Here is an 18,211-nt window from a genome sequence, read left to right on the forward strand (position 1 = left end):
GTCAGCCCGCGAACCAGCGCACCGGCTCCGGCCGGAGGTTTTCGTAAATGTGCTTGCTCTCGCGGTACTCGTCCAGACCTGCGGGGCCCAATTCCCTGCCTATGCCGGACTTGCCGAAGCCGCCCCACTCCGCCTGCGGGAGGTAGGGGTGGTAGTCGTTGATCCAGATCGTGCCGTGCCGCAGCCGGGCGGCGACCCGGCGGGCGCGCGCGGTGTCGCCGGAGAACACCGCACCGGCCAGGCCGTACTCGGTGTCGTTGGCGAGCGCCACGGCCTCGTCCTCGGTGGTGAAGGTCTCGACCGTCAGGATCGGCCCGAAGGTCTCCTCGCGGATCACCTTCATCTCGCGGTGGCAGCCGTCGAGCACGGTCGGCGCGTAGAAGTAGCCGGTGGCCGGGCGGACCTCGGACGGCTTGGGCCGGGCGCCGCCGCAGCGCAGCTGGGCACCCTCGGCGAGCGCGGAGGCGACGTACGCCTCGACCTTGTCGAGCTGCTGCTGGGAGACGACCGGGCCGCACTCGACGCCGTCCTCGGTGCCCCGGCCGAGCTTGATCTTCTCAGCGCGGCGGGCGAGCTCGGCGACGAAGCGGTCGCGCACCGACTCCTCGATGATCAGCCGGGCACCGGCCGAGCAGACCTGGCCGCTGTGGATGAAGGCGGCGTTCAGCGCCTGGTCGACGGCGGTGTCGAAGCCCTCGTCGGTGGCGCAGGCGTCGGCGAACACCACATTGGGGTTCTTGCCGCCCAGCTCCAGCGCGATCTTCTTGGCGCCGGAGACCGCGGCCGCACCGGCCTTCGTCCCGCTGACCAGGCCACCGGTGAAGGAGAACAGGTCGACGTCCGGGTGCTCGGCCAGCCGCTGGCCGACCGGCAGGCCCGCGCCGGTGACGATGTTGGCGACCCCGGCCGGCAGCCCGGCCTCGACCAGCAGCTTGATCAGGTGCACGGTCGACAGCGGGGTGACCTCGCTGGGCTTGATCACAAAAGTGTTGCCGGCCGCGAGGGCCGGCGCGATCTTCCAACTTGCCTGCAGCAGGGGGTAGTTCCACGGCGTGATGAGCGCACAGACACCGACCGGCTCGTGCACGACGATGCTGTGCACATCGGGCGATCCGGCGTCGACGACCCGGCCGCCGCTCTCGTTCATCACCAGGTCGGCGAAGTACCGGAAGGCGTTGGTGACGTCATCGACGTCGACCCGGCCCTCCTCCAGCGTCTTGCCGGTGTCCCGGCTCTCGATGAGGGCGATCTCCTCACGGTCGCGCTGCAGCAGGTCGGCGACCCGGCGCAGCAGCGCGGAACGTTCGGCGACGGCCGTACGGGGCCAGGCACCCGCGCCACCGTCGAAGGCCCGGCGGGCGGCCTCGACCGCCGCGTCGGCATCCCCGGCACCCCCCTCGGACACCAGCTGGAGCGTCGTCGCGTCGGCGGGGTCGAGGACCTCCCGCGTTTCGCCGGATGCGGCGGGGAGCCACACCCCGTCTACGTGAATGGTCTCGATTGACGACACGTCGTTCTGCCTTCCGGTTACCGTTCTGTTCCCACTGGTGCAACCACTGGCGTCACCAGCAACGGGGACCCCTCCCCTGAAGCCGAGCATCTATGCCCAAACATTCATGGAAAGTGACTCGACTCACTGAATGTGCGGCGCAATGTCCCGGAACGTACCCTGAATAGCCGTATGTACCTGGCGGACTGTTCCCTCGGGACCGGAGGTACCGAGATGACCAGCAGACGGCGTGCCGCCTCTGCCACCGCGGCTCTGACCTGCAGCGTGACCCTGCTAGCCGGGATCACCTGCACCGCGGCCGCGGCGGCGGCCGACACCTCGGACGGCGGCGAAGGCGATCTCACGAACAAATCGGCCCAGCAGATCGCCGATGACGCTCTCCGGCAACTGGTCGGCGCGCAATCCCTGCGGTTGCGCACCCAGACCAGTGCTGATCCCACCAAACTCGACCTCACCCTCGACCGCGCCGGTAACTGCACCGGCGCCATCAGTAAGGGCGAATCCGGCAGCGTCGAACTCATCAAGCGCGGAAACCAGGTCTGGATGAAGCCGGACGCGGCCTTCTGGAAGGGCCAGCTGCCCGGCAAGTCGGGCGAGGAAGCCGCGGCGAAGTACGAGAACACGTTCCTGCACGGCACGACGCAGAACTCGTTCCTGCGGAACCTGTCCGCCGCCTGCGACCTCAAGGCGTTCCAGAAATCGGCGTCGACCCCCGGAAAGCCCTCGTCCGGCAGCAGCACCCCCTCACACGCGCCCGCGGTGTCCCTCACCAAGGGCCGGCCGACCACCGAGGAGGGCACCCGCGTCCTCCCCGTCATCAAGAAGGCCGAGGGAGCCGTGCAGACCCTCTACGTGGCCATCGACGGCAAGCACTACCCCCGCAAACTCACCGCCGAGCTCGACCACCGCTCCGGCACCATCCTGCTCAGCAACTACGACACCCCCGTCTCCACCAAGACCCCCGCGCCCGGCGACACGGCCGACATCTCCGTACTGGAGAACCGGCTGAAGGATGCGCAGGGCGCGTGACCGTTCCCCCAGCCGTTTCTCCCCACTGCCGCGCGTGCGGTACGTGACGCGTGCGGTACGTAACCGCTCGTACATTCGTATCGTTGAACCGTGCGGCTGCCCGCGCCCGCGCGGCAGCGGGGAGGAGCGGCACGGTGACCATCGAACTGACCGACAGGACCGAGATGGCCGAGAGCGGCGAGCTGGACGACCTGTTCGAGCGGCTGGATCAGATGCACATCCCCGAGGGCTACAAGGTGGAGATCGTCGAGGGGGACGTGTTCACGGCGCCGCAGCGGGACGTCCATTGGCAGACCATCCGCAGGATCGTGCGGGCGCTGGAGGACCGCTTCGGGATGGACGCCCCGGTCACCTCCGACGTACGGATCGATTTCCCCGGCGAGTTGAACGGCTTTGCCCCGGACGTCGCCAAGTGCGCCGACGATGCCGAGAAGGACGAGCTGGGCCGCTGGCGCTACGAGGATGTCGAGTTCGTCGCCGAAGTCATCTCCAAGGGCACCGCGGCGAATGACTACGGCCCGAAGAAGAGGGCCTACGCCGCCGCCGGGGTCCCCGTGTATGTGATCGTCGACCCTTATCTCGGCTGCTGCCACGTCTTCACCCGCCCGCGGGGCGACGACTACATGAGCGACCTCACCCTCAAGTACGGCGAGCCCATCGATCTGACCGGCAGCTTCGCCGGCCTCACCCTCTCCACCGAAGAGTTCCCCCGCGACTGACTCCGGTGACCGCCCGGCGCCGTCACCCGGCCTGCCGAACCGGAGGGGCCGCGGACGGCGGCCCGGACGACAATGCAGGCATGGCTGACACAGCGGCGAAAGCGGTGCTCGAAGGCGGCCCCGAAGAGCTTCCCGAGCGGATCGTGCCGGTCGATCCTCCCGGGGCCGAGCTGAAGATCCCGTTCCGGAACGGCTATGAACACTTCCGGGCCACCAGTCGGCAGAAGCACACCGCCGAGGGGGCCCTGCCCGTCTACGAGTGGTGGGAGCGGACGGAGCTGCCCGGGTAGTCCGCCCCCCGGCGGGCGTGCGCAGCGCTCAGCGGCCGGGGACGAAGCTCCGCAGGATGTTCTGCTGGGTTTCCTCCTGCTCCGGCCAGTCGGCCTCGGGACCCAGGACGAGGACGGCGTACTGGCGGCCGTCGGCGGCGGTGAAGGCACAGTCGACGACCTTGACCCGCTCACCGAGACGCTCGTTGTCATAGGCATAGACCAGTTGCGTGGCGTCGGCGCCGGGTCCCGGGTACCCCAGTGGTTCGAGGCTTATTTCCTTGTAGCCGGGGTTGCCCGACAGCCCCCGCGACGCCGTCTCCAACGCCTCGTACGGGGTGGTGTCCGGTTCGCTGATCTCGAAGATCTGCAACAGCCGGCGGTCGTCCGGGGAGGTGTAGAACACCCCGGTCCCGCGCACGCTGCGCTTCCAGGTACCGGGGAGGGCCAGCGTGAAGCCCTTCTTGTCGTGGACGAGACGGTAGCCCTCGGGAAGGTCCGTGGAGAGAGGAGTGGGGGTCTTGGTGCCGGCGGGGGCGCTGGTGGGGGCGGTGGCCGTGTTCTCCGAGGCGGAGGCCTTGGTACGGGCCGCCGGGCGCGCGGCGGCCGGGTCGTCGTCGCTGTGGCCCCAGAGCAGATAGCCGCCGCCGACGGCCGCCGCGATCACGGCCACCGCCGCACCGGCCATCAGGCCCACGCTGCGGTGCCGGACACCGGGCCCGGTGACGTACTCGGGCCCGGAGGCAGGCTCGGACGCGAGGAACGAGTCGGCGGGAGGCGTCCGGGCGGAGAACGGCCCGGCGGGAGGCGTCCGGGCGAAGAACGGCTCGGCGGCAGGCGGCCGGGAAGCAGCCGGATCGGCGGCGGGCGGGTCGGCGGGACGCGGCTCCGCGGCTAACGGGTCGGCGGCGGAGGGTCCGGTGGCGGGCGGCGGGACGGCGCCCGTCGGAGCCCCGCCGCCCGCCGCCGACGGCGCGAAGGACGGCCGGGGCGGCATCGGGCCCGTATAGGGCGCGGGCGGTGGGGTGCCGTCCTCCCAGCGCTGGGTCTCGTTGTTCCAGCGGGCCTGGCGTCCGCGCGTCATGGTCAGCCTCCCGCCAGGGCCGCGACCGCCTGGCTCACCGCGGCACCGGAGGCCAGCAGGCCCACCACGGCGCCGGCGTCGGCGAGCGCCGTACGCAGCCGGGCACGCCGGCCGGGGCCCGCCGCCCCGCTGCCCTCGATCTCCGCCTCGGTCTCGGCGAGTTCCCCGCTCAGGGCCGTGATCTGCGGGCTCTCCACCGCCCGGGACAGATCGTCACGCAGTGCGCGGACGGCGTGCAGCAGCGCCTCCTGCGCCGGGTCCGCCGAGGGGCCGGCCCCGCCCTCGTTGTAGGTCACCGCGTTGTGGTCGCCGATGGCGAAGGCACCCCGGACGCTGCCGATGTGGATGCCTTTGCCGCGCTCGTCAGCCGTTGCCACGCTGGGTACTTCCCTTCTAATCGGAGCCGCGAGGGGGAGTGTTGTGGGTGATCGTGTTGTGGTCGCCGACGCCGACGGCGCCCTGTGCGGACTCGATGTAGACGCCGCCCTCGGCCACATGCACCACCCGCTGCTCGAACTCGGCGGTCTGATAGCCCGCCTCGCGCAGCGCCGTGGTCACCCCGGCCACCACCCGCTGCTGAACGGTCCCCAGATAGCGGGCGACGTCCATGTCCTGGAAGAGCGACGACTCACCGAACGAACCCAGCTCGCGTACGGAGGCACCGGGGCCTTCGGGGAGCGCCGCGCCGTGTCCCGCGGTGCCCAGCTGCCAGCTCGCCACCAGGCCGCGCAGCAGCGTGAGGAGGGCATTCACCGCGGAGCGCGGGGTGTGGGACAGCGCCCACACCGCCTTGCCGAAGCGGTCGTGGCGCCGGAACTGGTGGGCGAGCCGGTCGGCGTCCTGGAAGAGCTGCCGCAGCGGCAACAGCACATGCGGTGCCACCTCCAGCATCAGCATCCCGCCCTGCGTGTGCACCCGTACGAAGAGCGTGGTGACGATGCCCTCGTCCCAGCCGCCGATCCGGATGCGCAGGAAGTGCCGGCGGGTCTCGCCACCCTCCTCCACCGCCGCCGCCCGGTGCCCCTCGAACTCCGCCGGTGCGTACGGCGCCGCAGCGCGGGTCGGCAGCCCCTCGGCCGGCAGGAAGACGCACTCGTCCATCTCCAGCGCGCGCAGCCGGTCGCGCACCGCTGCCGCCCCCGGCGAACCGTGCGGTGACGGTACCCGCAGCGCCGCCACCAGGGGGATGATCCGGGCCAGGATGGCGCCGTTGTCCAGCGGTTCGGGCTCGCGGTCCGCCCGGGGGTTCAGCTCCACCGCCAGCGACCAGGTCTTGTACGGGTATCCGGCGCCGCAGAACGGGTGGGCGGCCCGGTACATCACCAGCGGCCCGTGCTGCTCGACCCGCACCCGCTCCCGCAGCTGCCGGGAGCGCTGACTCTGGGACCGTTCGGCAGGGTCGGACATGACGTCGGGGAAGCGTTCCCTGGACAGTTCGCGCGCCAGCGCACGGGCGAACTGCCCGCGTTGCACCGCGACCATGACGGCCAGCGCCAGCGGCAGCAGCAGCGCGATCCGCACCGGCAGCAGGGTGTCGGCCCCGATGCCGCCCCCGAGTGCGGAGACAGCCGTTCCCATGCCGAGGGCGCCCTCCGACGACAGGCTGCCGTACGAGTCGTAGCTGTCCGGGGCGCCACTCGTCAGGGGGTTGAGGGCGTCCGGGAGGGGGAAGAACATCCAGTCCACGCTCACGTTGGCCCCGCCGCACGCCACCACCAGCAGCGACAAGCAGTAGAGCGTCAGCGACAGCCGTCCGTACCAGCGCAGCACGAAGGCGCACAGCACGGCCAGCCAGCGCGGGATCTGTGCCCGGAGGACGGCGCGGCCGAGTGCCATCAGGACGATGGGGAACAGGTAGAGCACCACGAGGCCCGCGGACAACGGGATGGCCGCGATCCATAGCAGCACGATCGCTGCCGCCCAGCTCAGTTCCAGCCGCCGGGCGCGCAACGCATGGGCCAGGACCCGGGCTGCGTCGATACCCAGGGAGGGCGCGGCGAACCGCTCCTCGTGGACGTACAGCTCGTCGATGACGGTGTCGCGGAAGGTGTCGTCCAGGTAGGTGCCGGCGCACAGCAGCCGCGTGGCTTCGCTGGCGCCCGGCGGGGTCGGGGGGAGCGGCGGGGGCCCGGCGCCCTCCGGTGTCCGGCCCGACCGCCGGGGTCCGTCGGGCTCTCCTTGCTGCTGAGGCACATCCGTACGAGCCATCACCCTCCCCCGGAACACCAACTGGCCGCCCCGGTGGCCTGGTTGACGGGCGAGCTGCCGGTGGCCGGGCGCGGGGCAGTGCGGAAGCCGCAGCATAAGGGAGCGGAGCACTCCGTGTCAGCGCGATGACACAAGGTCGCCGCGCAGCCCGCTGACAACCACCAGTGCCAGGCGCTCTCGCATGGGGGCGCGTTGTTCGGGAAGTTCCTCCACCTCCATCCCGCCTCAGCACCCGGCGGAAGCCGTCTCCGTCATCGAACGCCGGTCTTCTCGCCCCGGTCCTGCGCCAGGGGCTTTGCACCGTCATCGGCTGCACCGGGGAGGGTCTTCGGCATCCAGCGCAGGGCGAGGAGGCCGAGCGTGCCGTGCAGGACGCCGGCGACCAGGGCGGCGACATGCAGGCCGGTGACGAATGCGGTCTTCGCGTCACTGATCACCTCGGGTGCGAGGCCGGGGATCTGGAGTGTCTCGCTGAGGGTGTCGGCGATGTCCGGTCCCTGGATGCGGAAGAGCAGGGCGGCGAGCGAGCCGAGGAGTGCGATGCCGAGGGCATTGCCGATCTCGTTGCTGGTTTCGGCGACCGCGGCCGCGGACCCGGCGCGTGCCGTGGGAACGGCGGCGACGGCGGTCTCGGCCACCACGCTGAACGAGATGCCGTAGCCGAGCCCGGCGATGACGGTCGAGACGAGGTACCAGACGATGCCGTCGGAGACGCTGGTGGGCACCAGCAGGAGCAGCCCGATGGCGACGCAGAAGTGGCAGGTGAGGAGCGCCGCCCGTTTGCCGATGCGCCCGACCAGTGCCGGAGTGACGATGCAGGTGACGGTGAGGACGGCGGCGCCGGGCAGGGCGAGGAGAGCCGCGTCCAGGACGGACAGTCCCAGCACCGACTGGAGGTAGCTGCCACCGAGGTAGGCGGCAGCCGACCACGCCATCAGCGGAAGGAGCCCGGTGATGATCGCGATCGTGAACACCCGGTCGCGGAACAGGCCGAAGTCGATCAGCGGATGGTCGAGGCGGCCTTGCCGCCGGGCGAACCAGCCCAGGACGACGGTCCCGGCGATTCCCACGCCGGCCGAGGTGGCCGTCAGCCCTTCTGTGGCGGCGTGCTTGACCGCGTAGACGGTCAGCAGCAGGCCCACAGCGGAGAGCAGGACACTCAAGGCGTCGACGTGGCCGGCCCGGGTGGCACGCACTTCGCGGAGCAGCACCGGGGCCAGAAGCAGGAACAGCACAACGACAGGCAGGTTGATGAGGAAGACCGATCCCCACCAGAACCGGCTCAGCAGCTGCCCGCCGACGACCGGCCCGAGGGCGAACCCTGCGGCGAACGTGGCTGCGAAGACCCCGATCGCCCTTGCTCGCCGGCGTGGGTCGGTGAACAGTTCGCTGAGGAGCGCCAGCACCGACGGCAGCAGAGTGGCACCGGCCACGCCCATCAGCGTGCGGAAGGCGATCAGTAATTCCGGGCCGGGCGCGAACGAGGCTCCCGCCGAGGCGATGCCGAACGCCGCCGCGCCGATCATCAGCAGCTTCAGCCGGCCGTAGCGGTCACCGATGCTGCCGAACGAGATGAGCAGGGACCCGACCGCGAATCCGTAAACGTCCAGGATCCACAGGGCCTGATCGGCGGTCGGCGAGAGGGCCTCGGTGACCTTGGGCATCGCCAAGAACAGGACCGAGCCGTCCATCGCCACCAGCAATACCGGCCCGAGGACCACCAGCAGGCCGAGCCACGCCCGAAGACCGGGCCGGTGAGAAACACGCTGTTCGTTCATGCCGCCGACCGTGCAGCGCCACCCGCGCGGCAACCAGGCCCACGCCATGGGTACACCTCACAGGGACACCCTGAACAAACCCGCGCCGCCTACGCTGGAGGCCATGGAGCTGGAGAGCCTGGGGACGTATCTCAAGACCCGCCGGGCCCGGATCACGCCCGCCGACGCCGGACTGCACACCTATGGCACCACCCGCCGCGTACCGGGTCTGCGTCGCGAGGAGCTGGCCCAACTCGCAGGCGTGAGCGCCGGATACTACGTCAGGCTGGAACAGGACCAGGCCGGCACCGCCTCCCAGCAGGTCCTCAACGCGCTCGCCCGGGTCCTCCAGCTCGACCCGGCCGAGACAGCCCACCTGCACAACCTCGCCCACCAGCCCGCCACGCCCCGCCTCGTCCGGCCCGGCCCCGAAACACCGCACCCACGGGTACTGGCGCTGTTGGCGTCCCTGGGCGAGCACACACCGGCCGTCGTACTCGGCCGCCGCGGCGACGTATTGGCCTGGAACCGCACCGGACACGCCCTCGTCACGGAACACGTCGACTTCGACACCCCACACCACCACGAGCGACGGCCGTCCATCCCCCGCATGTTCTTCCTGGACCCCCTCACCCGCGACCTCTACCGCAACTGGGCAGAACTCGCCCAGAACCATGTCGCCTACCTGCGTCTGACCGCGGGCCGCTATCCCACCGATGCGCGACTGGCCGAACTGATCGGCGAACTCGCCATGCGCAGCGACGACTTCGCCGAGCTATGGGCCGCAGGTGACGTGGCGGACTGCACCGTGGGCCCCATGCTCCTGCAACACCCCACCGTCGGAGAGCTCAACATCGACTACCAGGTGTGGCTGCAGCCGGAGAGCCCCGGCCACCGGCTTGAGGTCTACACCCCCAATGACACCGCCTCGGCCGACGGGCTGCGCCTGTTGGCCACCCAAGTCGCCGCCCCCGTTGCGGACGGCAGCGAGCTGCCGGAAGCGGCCCCCCACGTCGACGCGTGACACGGCTGCGCGTCTTGGCTGCGGGGGGTCAGACGACCGCGGGGAACTCCCCGCTCTTGAGCGCGGCGACGAAGGACGACCAGCCGCCCGTCGGGAAGACCAGCACGGGACCGTGCGGGTCCTTGCTGTCACGGACGGGGACGGCGTCGGGGATACCGGGGGCTATTTCGATGCAGTTGCCGCCGTCGTCGTGGCTGTAGCTGCTCTTCATCCAGGTGAGCGCCGCTTCGACGCAGTCGCCGCCGTCGCGGTCGCTGTAGCTGCTCTTGGTCCATATCGCTGTGCTCAGCTGGTGCTTGTCCATGGTCCCCGTACCCTTCCATGAAGTCGCCGATCAGCGCGGCGGATTCGGGGGCTGACAGAGCATCCGCCCTGAGCACATCATAGGTCTGGCTGTGGCGGGCATAGACGGCCGGATCATCGTTGAAATGGCCACGGTCCAGCGACTCCGAGTACACCCACTGCTCCCCGTTCGGCAGAGCGATCAGGGTCATTGAGGTTTTGGGTCGGATGATTTCAGGGCGGTGCGCCGGGGCGATCTGGATACGGATGTTGGGGCGCTGCCCCACGGCCAGCAGGTGTGCGCACTGGCCGCGCATGACGGCCGCGCTTCCCACCACGTTACGCAGGCAGCTCTCGTCCAGGACCGCGACGTACAGGGGACCGCCACGGCCGAGGTAGCGCCCCTGTCGGCTGAGTCGGGCCCTGACGCGCTCTTCCGCCCTTTCGCTGCTCGCCAGGTCGGAGAACAGCCCCCAGGCGTACTCCTCCGACTGCAACAGCCCTGGCATAACTTGCGCTTGATACTGGCGCAGAGCCACCGCCACCGCATCCATCTCCGCCCGCCGCTCGAACCAGTCCGGATGCTGCACCTCCGGATACCAGTCGATCCGCCCCCATAACCGCAGCAGCACCCCACCCGTCTGCAACAGCTCGTCGCACTGCTTGGCGAAGGATTCCTGCGGTACGCGGGTGCCCGCCTCCACGCGGGCCACCTGCGAGCGGTCGCACGGGATCTTGTTCGCCAGCTCCTCCTGCGTGAATCCCGCCGCCTCCCGGAAGTGCTTCAACACCTCCCCGAACACGGCGGCATTGGTGGCTGCCGGTCCACTCGTGGCGTTGCGTCGTCGTCGGCTCACCGCATCCCCCTTGGTGCCAGATGGTGAGTGTCACGCGTCGGACGTTGCAGTCCCGCACTACGGGGCGCAACGCTGAACACACCCAACGTAATGGGTCATTCGGCCGACTGTGCCGCCTTCTCACGCAACCAACCTCTGGGAGTCAATGAGCATGAGTTACGACCGGGATGCCGCCCCCGTCTGGCCGGGGCTGCGCCTGCTGCCGTGGGAGGGCGAGGGCGGGAAGCCGTGCTTCTTGTCGGCGGACGGCGCCGGGGGTGTGCTGTCCCGGCTGGCCGATGAGATCGAGGCGGAGCAACTGGGTGACGGTGCCGAGGTCCTCAAGGGTGCGGTGGCCGTACTGGACGACGGCAAGGCCGGGGAGCATGCGCTGCGGCTGGCGTTGCGGGCGACCACGCAGGCCTTTGGCAACGTGCTGCGGGTCGCCGACAGCCGGGGCGCGCGCCTGCCCGCGACGGCGGACGGTGACCACGAGGCCGATGGCAGGGAGCTGCGGGCCAGGTCCACATAACCGAGTGTCCACATGACCGAGCCCGCACGGCCGTTGCAGGCCGTACGGGCTCGTCGGTGCTGCGGTGCCGCCCGGGTGGGGCGGCCGCTGCGGTGGGTCAGCCGAGGAGGCCGAGACCGCGGACGGCCTCGCGCTCCTCCGTCAGCTCCTGCACGGACGCGTCGATGCGCCCGCGGGAGAAGTCGTTGATCTCCAGGCCCTGGACGATCTCGTACCTGCCGTCCTTGGTGGTGACGGGGAAGGAGGAGATCAGGCCCTCCGGGACGCCGTAGGAGCCGTCCGAGGGGATGCCCATCGAGGTCCAGTCGCCGGCGGCGGTGCCGTTGACCCAGGTGTGGACGTGGTCGATGGCGGCGTTGGCGGCGGAGGCGGCCGAGGACGCGCCACGGGCCTCGATGATCGCCGCACCGCGCTTGGCGACGGTCGGGATGAAGTCCTCGGCCAGCCACTTCTCGTCGTTGACGGTCTCGGCGGCGTTCTTGCCGGCGACCGTGGCGTGGAAGATGTCGGGGTACTGGGTGGCGGAGTGGTTGCCCCAGATCGTCAGCTTCTGGATCTCGGACACCGGGGTGCCGGTCTTCTTCGAGAGCTGCGAGAGCGCGCGGTTGTGGTCCAGACGCGTCATCGCGGTGAAGCGCTCGGCGGGTACGTCCGGCGCGGCGGCCTGGGCGATCAGGGCGTTGGTGTTGGCGGGGTTGCCGACGACCAGGACCTTGATGTCGTCCGCGGCGTGGTCGTTGATGGCCTTGCCCTGCGGCTTGAAGATGCCGCCGTTGGCCTCCAGGAGGTCGCCGCGCTCCATGCCCTTCGTACGGGGGCGGGCGCCGACGAGCAGTGCGACGTTCGCACCGTCGAAGGCCACGTTCGGGTCGTCCGAGATGTCGATGCCCTGCAGCAGCGGGAAGGCGCAGTCGTCCAGCTCCATGGCGGTGCCCTCGGCGGCCTTCAGACCCTGTGGGATCTCCAGAAGGCGCAGCTTGACCGGCACGTCCGCGCCGAGCAGATGACCGGAAGCGATGCGGAAGAGGAGTGCGTAACCGATCTGGCCGGCGGCGCCGGTGACGGTGACATTGACGGGAGTGCGGGTCATGGCGATCTCCTGCGCGGTGTTTTCCGGGGGCAAGCCCCTGGACCACCATGGGTGGCGGTGGGTGTCCCTGCCCAGCTATCCGGGTCTCTTGGTATCGAGAGACCCGGCCGTCAGGCTATCGGACCCCCGCCCGGTGCAAGCGACGGGCCGGTGTGGAACACCTCACCGGGTGCTTCCGGGAGGCCGTGCGGCCGTCCGTACGGCGGTCCGTACGGACGGCCGCACGGCCATCCGTACACGCGCGTCCACCCGGCGCGGTAGGCGCTCTGCGCAGGTCCTGCAGGAGGAGGGGCGGCGGCCGCCCGCTCAAGGAGGGGGGAGTGCGGGCGGCCGCCAGGTTGTGCCACACCCGTGGGGGGGTATTCGTCGTCTGCCCGAGATCCCGGCGGGCATGCCCCCTGAATTTCGGACAGCTTCCGGGGAGGGTGATCCGGGACTGGAAGCGGGCCGGACGTGGGGCGGAAGCGGGGCGGAAGCGGGGCGAGCGGCCCGGCGTCCGGCCGGTCACCGCCCGCTTCCCAGCGGGTATGGCCCAGCGGACCGCCCAGCCGATTGCTAGCGGACCGCCTGGGTGGACCGGCTGGCCTGCCCGGCGGGCGTGGCCGGAACCGGACGGGCGCAGCTCTTGGCACCCGCCACGGTGGTCTGGCAGGCCGCGACCTTCGCCGGGTCCCCGGACACCGCGACCATCGGGGTGTAGGCGTCGCCACCCCGCTCGGCCTGCGCCGTGGCGCTGTGGCCGCCGGCGCTGATGGTCGCCTGGTCGCCCCGCGCCGCTCGGCTGATCCGCGCCCAGGCGGTATGGCAGACGGCGCTGTAGCGGACCTCGATCACCGCGCGCCCCGCCAGACCGCGGGACGGGGTGACCGCATGCGACCCGCCGCAGCCCATCTTCTCCGGGTCCTTGCCCACGCAGCCCTCCCCGGTGCAGTGCACTCCGGCCGGAAGCTGCGGCTTCGCGCTCGGCGCGGTCGCGGGGGCGGCCGCCGGCTTCGGGGCCGGTTCGGCGGCCGGTTTCAGCAGCAGTACGGCGCCGCCGGCCACCAGCAGCGCGCCGACCGCACCGGCGACGAACACGGCCGTCCGGCCGCGGCGGGCACGCCGGTTCGCGGGTGCGGCAGGTGAGGCGGCCGGCGCCGGGAAGTGGCCCGCTGCGGCTGCCGGCTGCCCGGCGGGAAAGTCGGCGCTCGACGGGAGGTCCAGGCGCGGCTGTTGCGGCAACTGTGCCGTCAGCGGCTCCGCGGCCTGCGCCGACTTCGCACCCTCGGCCTTTGCCGCCTTCGCTTCCTTCGTCGCCTTTGCAGGCTTGGCCGACCTTGCGGACTTCGCGGCCGGCGCGGCCTGTGCCGGCTCCGTGTCGAACTCCCCCAGAGCGGCGCGCGCCTGGGCCACGCTGATCGCTTCCATGGTGACGTCCTGCCGCATCTCGGCCCGGCTCCAGGCCCGCTCGGCCAGCTCCCACAGCGTGGTGAGATGCGCCGGTTGCGCGCCGGTCAACTCGGCGAGCGCGACCACCGCGCGCAGCGGCGGCAGCAGCCGCCCGTTGAGATACCGCTCCCAGGACGTCTTGCTGTAGCCCGTACCGTCCGCGACGGCGGCCACACTCAGCCCGCTGCGGTCCACGAGCCTGCGCAGCTGACCGGTGAACTCCCCTACCTGCGGGTCGAGTTCCTCCGGCAGCGCCTTCCAGCGAGGCATTGCCTCCCCCTATCCCCCCGCTTACGTGCGACAGCGGCTCCCCCGGCCCGCCCTCCTTGCTCCCGGCACGGACGCCCCCGGTCAGGACGGCAGTTCATGTGCACGGACGCACGGGTGCATCCGGGCAGAGGTCACCCACCCGCACGCCCCGCGGCCCCCGCAGTGTCGCATTTCGACCGGACTCCTTACGACTTCCGTACGTTTCTTGACAAGAACAGCCCGCGCAACCCCCTCAGGGGCCTACGGTGCGAAGCACTCCCCTGCCCCGCCGCCCGCCGGATAGAGACACAGACGGATGCCCTCGGGTCCGCGGGCCGCCGCCATCGGCGTGACGAGATACCCCTCGGCATCGAATCGGTCCACCACCCGTACCGACCGCGGCCGCGCCCCCGGCACCGACACCTCCAGACGGTCCCCGACCCGGCCGTTACGGAGCCGGCCCCAGGCCGCGTCGCAGGCCTTGCCGAAACGGAGCTGCACATGCTCCCCCCGGGCGGCCGTGCGCTCCACGGGCGTCTCCACCAGGTCCGGGAGCTCGCAGTGCATCGACTCCGGATCCCTGCCGTCACACGCCATCGCCCGGCAGCCGGTCACCTCGGAGGGCTCGGGTGCGGCACCTTTGGCCGGGCCGGTCCCCACACCCCCCGCTCCCACCCGGAAGACCAGCGCCGCCACCCCGACCGCCAGCAGGCCGACACACGCGCCGGCAACAACGGCCACGACGCGCTGCGGCAGCCGCGGGGACGGCGCACCGGCCGCGGCGCTTCCCGGGGCCCGGCACGGCGCAGTGCCGGGGTCCGACGCCGCGCCCCGACCCGGGAGAGCACCCCTGCCCGGCGCCGCGCCGCGGCCCCACGCCGGGCCCCGGTCCGGTGCCGCCCCCCGGCGCTGCGCCACGCCCCGACTCCCGGCCCCGTCCGGCCGACCGCGGCCGCTCCAGGCCGCATCCGCCAGTTCCCACAGCGCCAGGAGCCCTCCGGGCGGTTCCCCCGCCAGCAGACACAGCGCCTCGACCGCGCCCCGCGGCGGCAGCTTCTTCGCGTTGAGATAGCGCTCCCAGGACGACTTGCTGTACGGCGTCCGCTCGGCGAGACCGGCCAGGGTGAGCCCCGTACGCCCTCTCAACTCCCGCATACGCGCTGCCAGTCGGGAAGTCTCGACGCCTTCCCCGCCTTCCCCCGGTTCGCTGCCGGACCCGCTCACCGGCGCAGCACCTTCCAGGTGTCGGGGCCCACGATCCCGTCCGTGGGCAGCCCGGACCGGGCCTGCAGACGTTTGACGGCACGCAGGGTCTTCCCGCCGACGATGCCGTCCACCACGCCCGGGTCATAGCCCTGGCGGTGCAGCAGACACTGCGCCTCGACGACCTCCCAGCCCGTCGCACCACGGTCCAGGATCGCCGTGTCGGTGCGGCTGTGCCCGGCGTACAGGGCGCCCGCACGGCGCTGCACGGAACAGGGGAGGGCCTCGCCCGGCCGGTGGCTGAACGCCGGTGCGGCACTGGGCCCGCTGACGGCCGGCACGACGTCCTCACCACTGCTGCCTATACCGGAGGCGTCCTCCCAGAGGCGGCCGACCAGCAGCACCGCACCGGCCATGACGAGCACGGCCAGGGCCCCCAGCACCAGCGGCCCGAGCGGCACTTGACGACCGGCCGGGGTCGCGGCGGATGCGGCGGATGAGGCAGGTACAGCCGGTGCGGCCGGTGCGGCCGGTACGGAGGTGGCAGCGGGTCCAGCGGCTACGGCTGCCTCGCCCCGCTCCGCCCCTGTCTTCGCCCCTGCCTCCGCCTGCGGCCGGTCCGCGTGCCAGGCCTGGGCGGCGACCTCGTGCAGCGCCAGCAGCCGGGTCGCATCGGCCGCACAGACGCGCGCCAGCTCCTCCACCGCCTCGCGCGGCGGCAGCTTCTTGCCGTTGAGATAGCGTTCCCAGGACGACTTGCTGTACGAGGTCCTGGCGGCGAGCGCGGCCAGGCTCAGCCCGCTGTGGTCCTTCAATCTCCGTAACCGGACGACCAGCTGCCGCACCCGGTGGTCCAGCGATTCGGGCAGACCTTTCCAACGCGACATGTTCCACCCCACACGCGTTCGTTCTCCCCCCGAGGCCATGAGCCGGCCCCCTGTGCCGCCGATGATGGCGCGGACACGACCTCCGTTCCCGCTTTTTACTCTTTCCACGCGGTACCCGAACCGCCCCGCCGCCCCCTTCACCGTCCCACCGCAGCGTCCACCCCGACGATGTCCCCGCAGGTCACAGCCGGGACATCCCACGGCGTCCGCAGCCGGCGGCCACCGTGTGCCGGACCCCGGCGGGCGGGAGCGCGACCGGTGGCACTCCCCCGGGCCGCACGGCCCGTCCCGCGCCGCCTGCACCGTGGTCCGTGCGCCGCCTCCAGCGCCGTCCGTGCGCCGCCCCCGCCGCGTTCCGTGCGCCGCCCCTTCCGTGCTCTCGCCGTGCTCCGTGCGCCGCCCGCCTCCCGTCGTACGGCACTCGCCTCCGCACAGCACAGCGGCGGCCCGCCTTCTCCCGGAGGAGAGGACGGGCCGCCGTCATCGCGCCGTACCGGACGCTACAGCTGCCGGTACGGCCAGGGAGGAGACCCCCTACCGCACGGTGAAGTGGACGATGTCGTCCAGGAACGGGATGTGGATCCACGGCTTGGGCTGCACCATCAGCGCCAGCATCACGATCACGAAGCCGAGCCCCCCGTACGTCGCCATATCGGTGAAGCGGGAGCGCACGGCCAGCATCCCCACCGACGGCAGCGCCCACCGCAGCACCGCGCCGGCCAGCAGGGAAAGCCCGATCACGATCGACCCGATACGGAACGCATCGAGCGCCACGAGCAGCAGCCCGGCCGCGACCCCGCCCATCACGCTGAGCAGCGGCCACTGCCGGGCGGGCGCGGGGTAGCCGCCCGAGGCGGCCCGCCCGCCGCCTTCCGGCCGCGCGGTGTCGCGGGTCAGCGTCGGAAAGCGGCGCGAGGAGCGCTGCGGCTCACTGGCCCCGCCCGAATGCGCTTCGGCACCCATGGCTGGCAGTCCCTTCGGTGTCCGGATCCGTCTGTCTCAGGGACAGGGTCTCAGATCTCGTGTGGTCAGCCCGCCGCGCGCTCGGCGGCCTCGACGACATTGACCAGCAGCTGGGCGCGGGTCATCGGGCCGACGCCGCCGGGGTTGGGGGCGACCCAGCCGGCCACCTCGGCGACGCCCGGGTGCACATCGCCGACGATCTTGCCGGCCTCGTCGCGGCTGACGCCGACGTCCAGGACCGCCGCACCGGGCTTGACGTCCTCAGGCTTGATGATGTGCGGCACACCGGCCGCGGCGACGATGATGTCGGCCTGCTTGAGGTGCGCGGAGAGATCACGGGTGCCGGTGTGGCACTGGGTCACCGTGGCGTTCTCGGACTTGCGGGTGAGCACCAGCGGCATCGGGCGGCCGATGGTGATGCCGCGGCCGACGACCACCACATGCGCGCCCTTGATCTCGACGTCGTGGTGCCGCAGCAGCTGGACGATGCCGTACGGGGTGCACGGCAGCGGCCCCTCGATGCCGAGCACCAGGCGGCCCAGGCTCATCGGGTGCAGCCCGTCGGCGTCCTTGGCCGGATCCATCAGTTCCAGGACACGGTTCGCGTCGATGCCCTTGGGGAGCGGGAGTTGGACGATGTAGCCGGTGCAGGCCGGGTCCTCGTTCAGCTCCCGTACGACCGCCTCGATCTCCTCCTGGGTGGCGGTTTCCGGCAGCTCCCGCTGGATCGAGGCGATGCCGACCTGAGCGCAGTCACGGTGCTTGCCGTTGACGTACCAGCGGCTGCCGGGGTCGTCGCCCACCAGGAGGGTGCCCAGCCCGGGCTGCACGCCCTTGGCCTTCAGCGCGTCGACGCGGGTGGTGAGCTCGGACTTGATAGCGGCTGCGGTGGCCTTGCCATCCAGGATCTGGGCAGTCATACCCCCCATCTTCGCGGATGAGGGCGGCGGCGTTCCAATCAGGGCATGCGGGGCGTCCATGGCCGGAATTGATCATTGCACTTGCACAACAGCCGGGGGCCTTGACTGGACAGAGTGAATGGGCACCTAGAAGGATTGACACACAGTGCCGCAGGCTTTGTCGGGGGGTGGCCAGTGAAACCTGTTTTTCCTCCGAGTCACGCCGCGTCGTGCCCCAGTCA

18 protein-coding genes are annotated in these 18,211 nt (G+C 71.4%); 5 read left to right on the plus strand and 13 right to left on the minus strand.

Annotation, left to right across the window (positions count from 1 at the left end):
- Nucleotide 1: 1 nt before the first annotated feature.
- Nucleotides 2-1,510, minus strand: coding sequence for an aldehyde dehydrogenase family protein (locus tag ACF088_RS04560; RefSeq protein WP_392373872.1), 1,509 nt, complete (start codon nt 1,508-1,510; stop codon nt 2-4).
- Nucleotides 1,511-1,723: 213 nt separating this feature from the next.
- On the opposite strand from ACF088_RS04560, the gene ACF088_RS04565 reads away from it, so the two are divergent.
- From ACF088_RS04565 to ACF088_RS04575, 3 genes are all read left to right on the plus strand, one after another.
- Complete coding sequence (locus ACF088_RS04565) at nt 1,724-2,539, plus strand: hypothetical protein (RefSeq protein WP_392373873.1); 816 nt, start codon at nt 1,724-1,726, stop codon at nt 2,537-2,539.
- Nucleotides 2,540-2,673: 134 nt separating this feature from the next.
- Entirely contained in the window at nt 2,674-3,258 is a 585-nt protein-coding gene (locus ACF088_RS04570; protein WP_392373874.1) for a Uma2 family endonuclease, read from the plus strand.
- An 80-nt stretch (nt 3,259-3,338) separates the two neighbouring features.
- Complete coding sequence (locus ACF088_RS04575) at nt 3,339-3,548, plus strand: DUF5988 family protein (RefSeq protein ID WP_164992965.1); 210 nt, start codon at nt 3,339-3,341, stop codon at nt 3,546-3,548.
- Nucleotides 3,549-3,576: 28 nt separating this feature from the next.
- Here ACF088_RS04575 and ACF088_RS04580 read toward each other — a convergent pair whose 3' ends face one another.
- From ACF088_RS04580 to ACF088_RS04595, 4 genes are all read right to left on the minus strand, one after another.
- Nucleotides 3,577-4,611: a hypothetical protein gene (locus tag ACF088_RS04580; RefSeq protein ID WP_392373875.1), complete on the minus strand. Its 1,035-nt coding sequence runs from the start codon at nt 4,609-4,611 to the stop codon at nt 3,577-3,579.
- Between the two features lie 2 nt (nt 4,612-4,613).
- On the minus strand, nt 4,614-4,988 hold the full coding sequence (locus ACF088_RS04585; RefSeq protein WP_392373876.1) for a hypothetical protein: 375 nt from the start codon (nt 4,986-4,988) through the stop codon (nt 4,614-4,616).
- Nucleotides 4,989-5,004: 16 nt separating this feature from the next.
- Nucleotides 5,005-6,819 carry a hypothetical protein gene (locus ACF088_RS04590; RefSeq protein ID WP_392373877.1) on the minus strand — a complete coding sequence of 605 codons (1,815 nt, stop codon included), beginning with the start codon at nt 6,817-6,819 and terminating at the stop codon, nt 5,005-5,007.
- A gap of 251 nt (nt 6,820-7,070) precedes the next feature.
- Complete coding sequence (locus tag ACF088_RS04595) at nt 7,071-8,597, minus strand: MFS transporter (protein ID WP_392373878.1); 1,527 nt, start codon at nt 8,595-8,597, stop codon at nt 7,071-7,073.
- Between the two features lie 103 nt (nt 8,598-8,700).
- Between ACF088_RS04595 and ACF088_RS04600 the strand changes: the two genes are divergently transcribed.
- Entirely contained in the window at nt 8,701-9,600 is a 900-nt protein-coding gene (locus tag ACF088_RS04600) for a helix-turn-helix transcriptional regulator (protein WP_392373879.1), read from the plus strand.
- A 28-nt stretch (nt 9,601-9,628) separates the two neighbouring features.
- Here the strand turns inward: ACF088_RS04600 and ACF088_RS04605 are convergent, their stop codons facing one another.
- Together ACF088_RS04605 and ACF088_RS04610 are read right to left on the minus strand one after the other, a co-directional pair.
- Nucleotides 9,629-9,811, minus strand: coding sequence for a DUF397 domain-containing protein (locus ACF088_RS04605; RefSeq protein WP_392373880.1), 183 nt, complete (start codon nt 9,809-9,811; stop codon nt 9,629-9,631).
- Nucleotides 9,729-10,685 carry a Scr1 family TA system antitoxin-like transcriptional regulator gene (locus tag ACF088_RS04610; protein ID WP_392374000.1) on the minus strand — a complete coding sequence of 319 codons (957 nt, stop codon included), beginning with the start codon at nt 10,683-10,685 and terminating at the stop codon, nt 9,729-9,731. Before ACF088_RS04610 ends, ACF088_RS04605 begins: the two co-directional genes overlap by 83 nt.
- Nucleotides 10,686-10,890: 205 nt before the next feature.
- On the opposite strand from ACF088_RS04610, the gene ACF088_RS04615 reads away from it, so the two are divergent.
- The gene (locus ACF088_RS04615; protein ID WP_392373881.1) at nt 10,891-11,250 is read left to right on the plus strand and encodes a hypothetical protein; all 360 of its coding nucleotides are present in this window, start codon (nt 10,891-10,893) and stop codon (nt 11,248-11,250) included.
- A 97-nt stretch (nt 11,251-11,347) separates the two neighbouring features.
- Here the strand turns inward: ACF088_RS04615 and ACF088_RS04620 are convergent, their stop codons facing one another.
- The 6 genes from ACF088_RS04620 to ACF088_RS04645 form a co-directional block, all read right to left on the minus strand.
- Nucleotides 11,348-12,340 (minus strand): malate dehydrogenase, encoded by a 993-nt coding sequence (locus tag ACF088_RS04620; protein ID WP_392373882.1) that lies wholly within the window; start codon nt 12,338-12,340, stop codon nt 11,348-11,350.
- 555 nt (nt 12,341-12,895) lie between these two features.
- Nucleotides 12,896-14,038, minus strand: a complete 1,143-nt coding sequence (locus ACF088_RS04625; protein WP_392373883.1) for a helix-turn-helix domain-containing protein — start codon at nt 14,036-14,038, stop codon at nt 12,896-12,898.
- Nucleotides 14,039-14,278: 240 nt separating this feature from the next.
- Complete coding sequence (locus ACF088_RS04630) at nt 14,279-15,241, minus strand: helix-turn-helix domain-containing protein (RefSeq protein WP_392373884.1); 963 nt, start codon at nt 15,239-15,241, stop codon at nt 14,279-14,281.
- Nucleotides 15,238-16,107: a helix-turn-helix domain-containing protein gene (locus ACF088_RS04635; protein ID WP_392373885.1), complete on the minus strand. Its 870-nt coding sequence runs from the start codon at nt 16,105-16,107 to the stop codon at nt 15,238-15,240. The genes ACF088_RS04630 and ACF088_RS04635 overlap by 4 nt, the downstream gene beginning before the upstream one ends.
- A 534-nt stretch (nt 16,108-16,641) precedes the next feature.
- Nucleotides 16,642-17,070, minus strand: coding sequence for a DUF3017 domain-containing protein (locus tag ACF088_RS04640; protein ID WP_392373886.1), 429 nt, complete (start codon nt 17,068-17,070; stop codon nt 16,642-16,644).
- Nucleotides 17,071-17,135: 65 nt separating this feature from the next.
- Nucleotides 17,136-17,990: a bifunctional methylenetetrahydrofolate dehydrogenase/methenyltetrahydrofolate cyclohydrolase gene (locus tag ACF088_RS04645; protein ID WP_392373887.1), complete on the minus strand. Its 855-nt coding sequence runs from the start codon at nt 17,988-17,990 to the stop codon at nt 17,136-17,138.
- Nucleotides 17,991-18,211 lie beyond the last annotated feature (221 nt).

The organism is Streptomyces sp. NPDC015125 (assembly GCF_043080045.1).
Taxonomy (GTDB): Bacteria; Actinomycetota; Actinomycetes; order Streptomycetales; family Streptomycetaceae; genus Streptomyces.

What these genes read in the sequence shown, in the direction of transcription:
- ACF088_RS04565 (WP_392373873.1), top strand. Translation starts at nt 1,724, where the DNA reads ATGACCAGCAGACGGCGTGCCGCCTCTGCCACCGCGGCTCTGACCTGC.
- ACF088_RS04625 (WP_392373883.1), bottom strand. Translation starts at nt 14,038, where the DNA reads ATGCCTCGCTGGAAGGCGCTGCCGGAGGAACTCGACCCGCAGGTAGGG.
- ACF088_RS04595 (WP_392373878.1), bottom strand. Translation starts at nt 8,597, where the DNA reads ATGAACGAACAGCGTGTTTCTCACCGGCCCGGTCTTCGGGCGTGGCTC.
- ACF088_RS04580 (WP_392373875.1), bottom strand. Translation starts at nt 4,611, where the DNA reads ATGACGCGCGGACGCCAGGCCCGCTGGAACAACGAGACCCAGCGCTGG.
- ACF088_RS04590 (WP_392373877.1), bottom strand. Translation starts at nt 6,819, where the DNA reads ATGGCTCGTACGGATGTGCCTCAGCAGCAAGGAGAGCCCGACGGACCC.
- ACF088_RS04645 (WP_392373887.1), bottom strand. Translation starts at nt 17,990, where the DNA reads ATGACTGCCCAGATCCTGGATGGCAAGGCCACCGCAGCCGCTATCAAG.
- ACF088_RS04635 (WP_392373885.1), bottom strand. Translation starts at nt 16,107, where the DNA reads ATGTCGCGTTGGAAAGGTCTGCCCGAATCGCTGGACCACCGGGTGCGG.
- ACF088_RS04605 (WP_392373880.1), bottom strand. Translation starts at nt 9,811, where the DNA reads ATGAAGAGCAGCTACAGCCACGACGACGGCGGCAACTGCATCGAAATA.
- ACF088_RS04575 (WP_164992965.1), top strand. Translation starts at nt 3,339, where the DNA reads ATGGCTGACACAGCGGCGAAAGCGGTGCTCGAAGGCGGCCCCGAAGAG.
- ACF088_RS04600 (WP_392373879.1), top strand. Translation starts at nt 8,701, where the DNA reads ATGGAGCTGGAGAGCCTGGGGACGTATCTCAAGACCCGCCGGGCCCGG.
- ACF088_RS04615 (WP_392373881.1), top strand. Translation starts at nt 10,891, where the DNA reads ATGAGTTACGACCGGGATGCCGCCCCCGTCTGGCCGGGGCTGCGCCTG.
- ACF088_RS04620 (WP_392373882.1), bottom strand. Translation starts at nt 12,340, where the DNA reads ATGACCCGCACTCCCGTCAATGTCACCGTCACCGGCGCCGCCGGCCAG.
- ACF088_RS04640 (WP_392373886.1), bottom strand. Translation starts at nt 17,070, where the DNA reads ATGGGTGCCGAAGCGCATTCGGGCGGGGCCAGTGAGCCGCAGCGCTCC.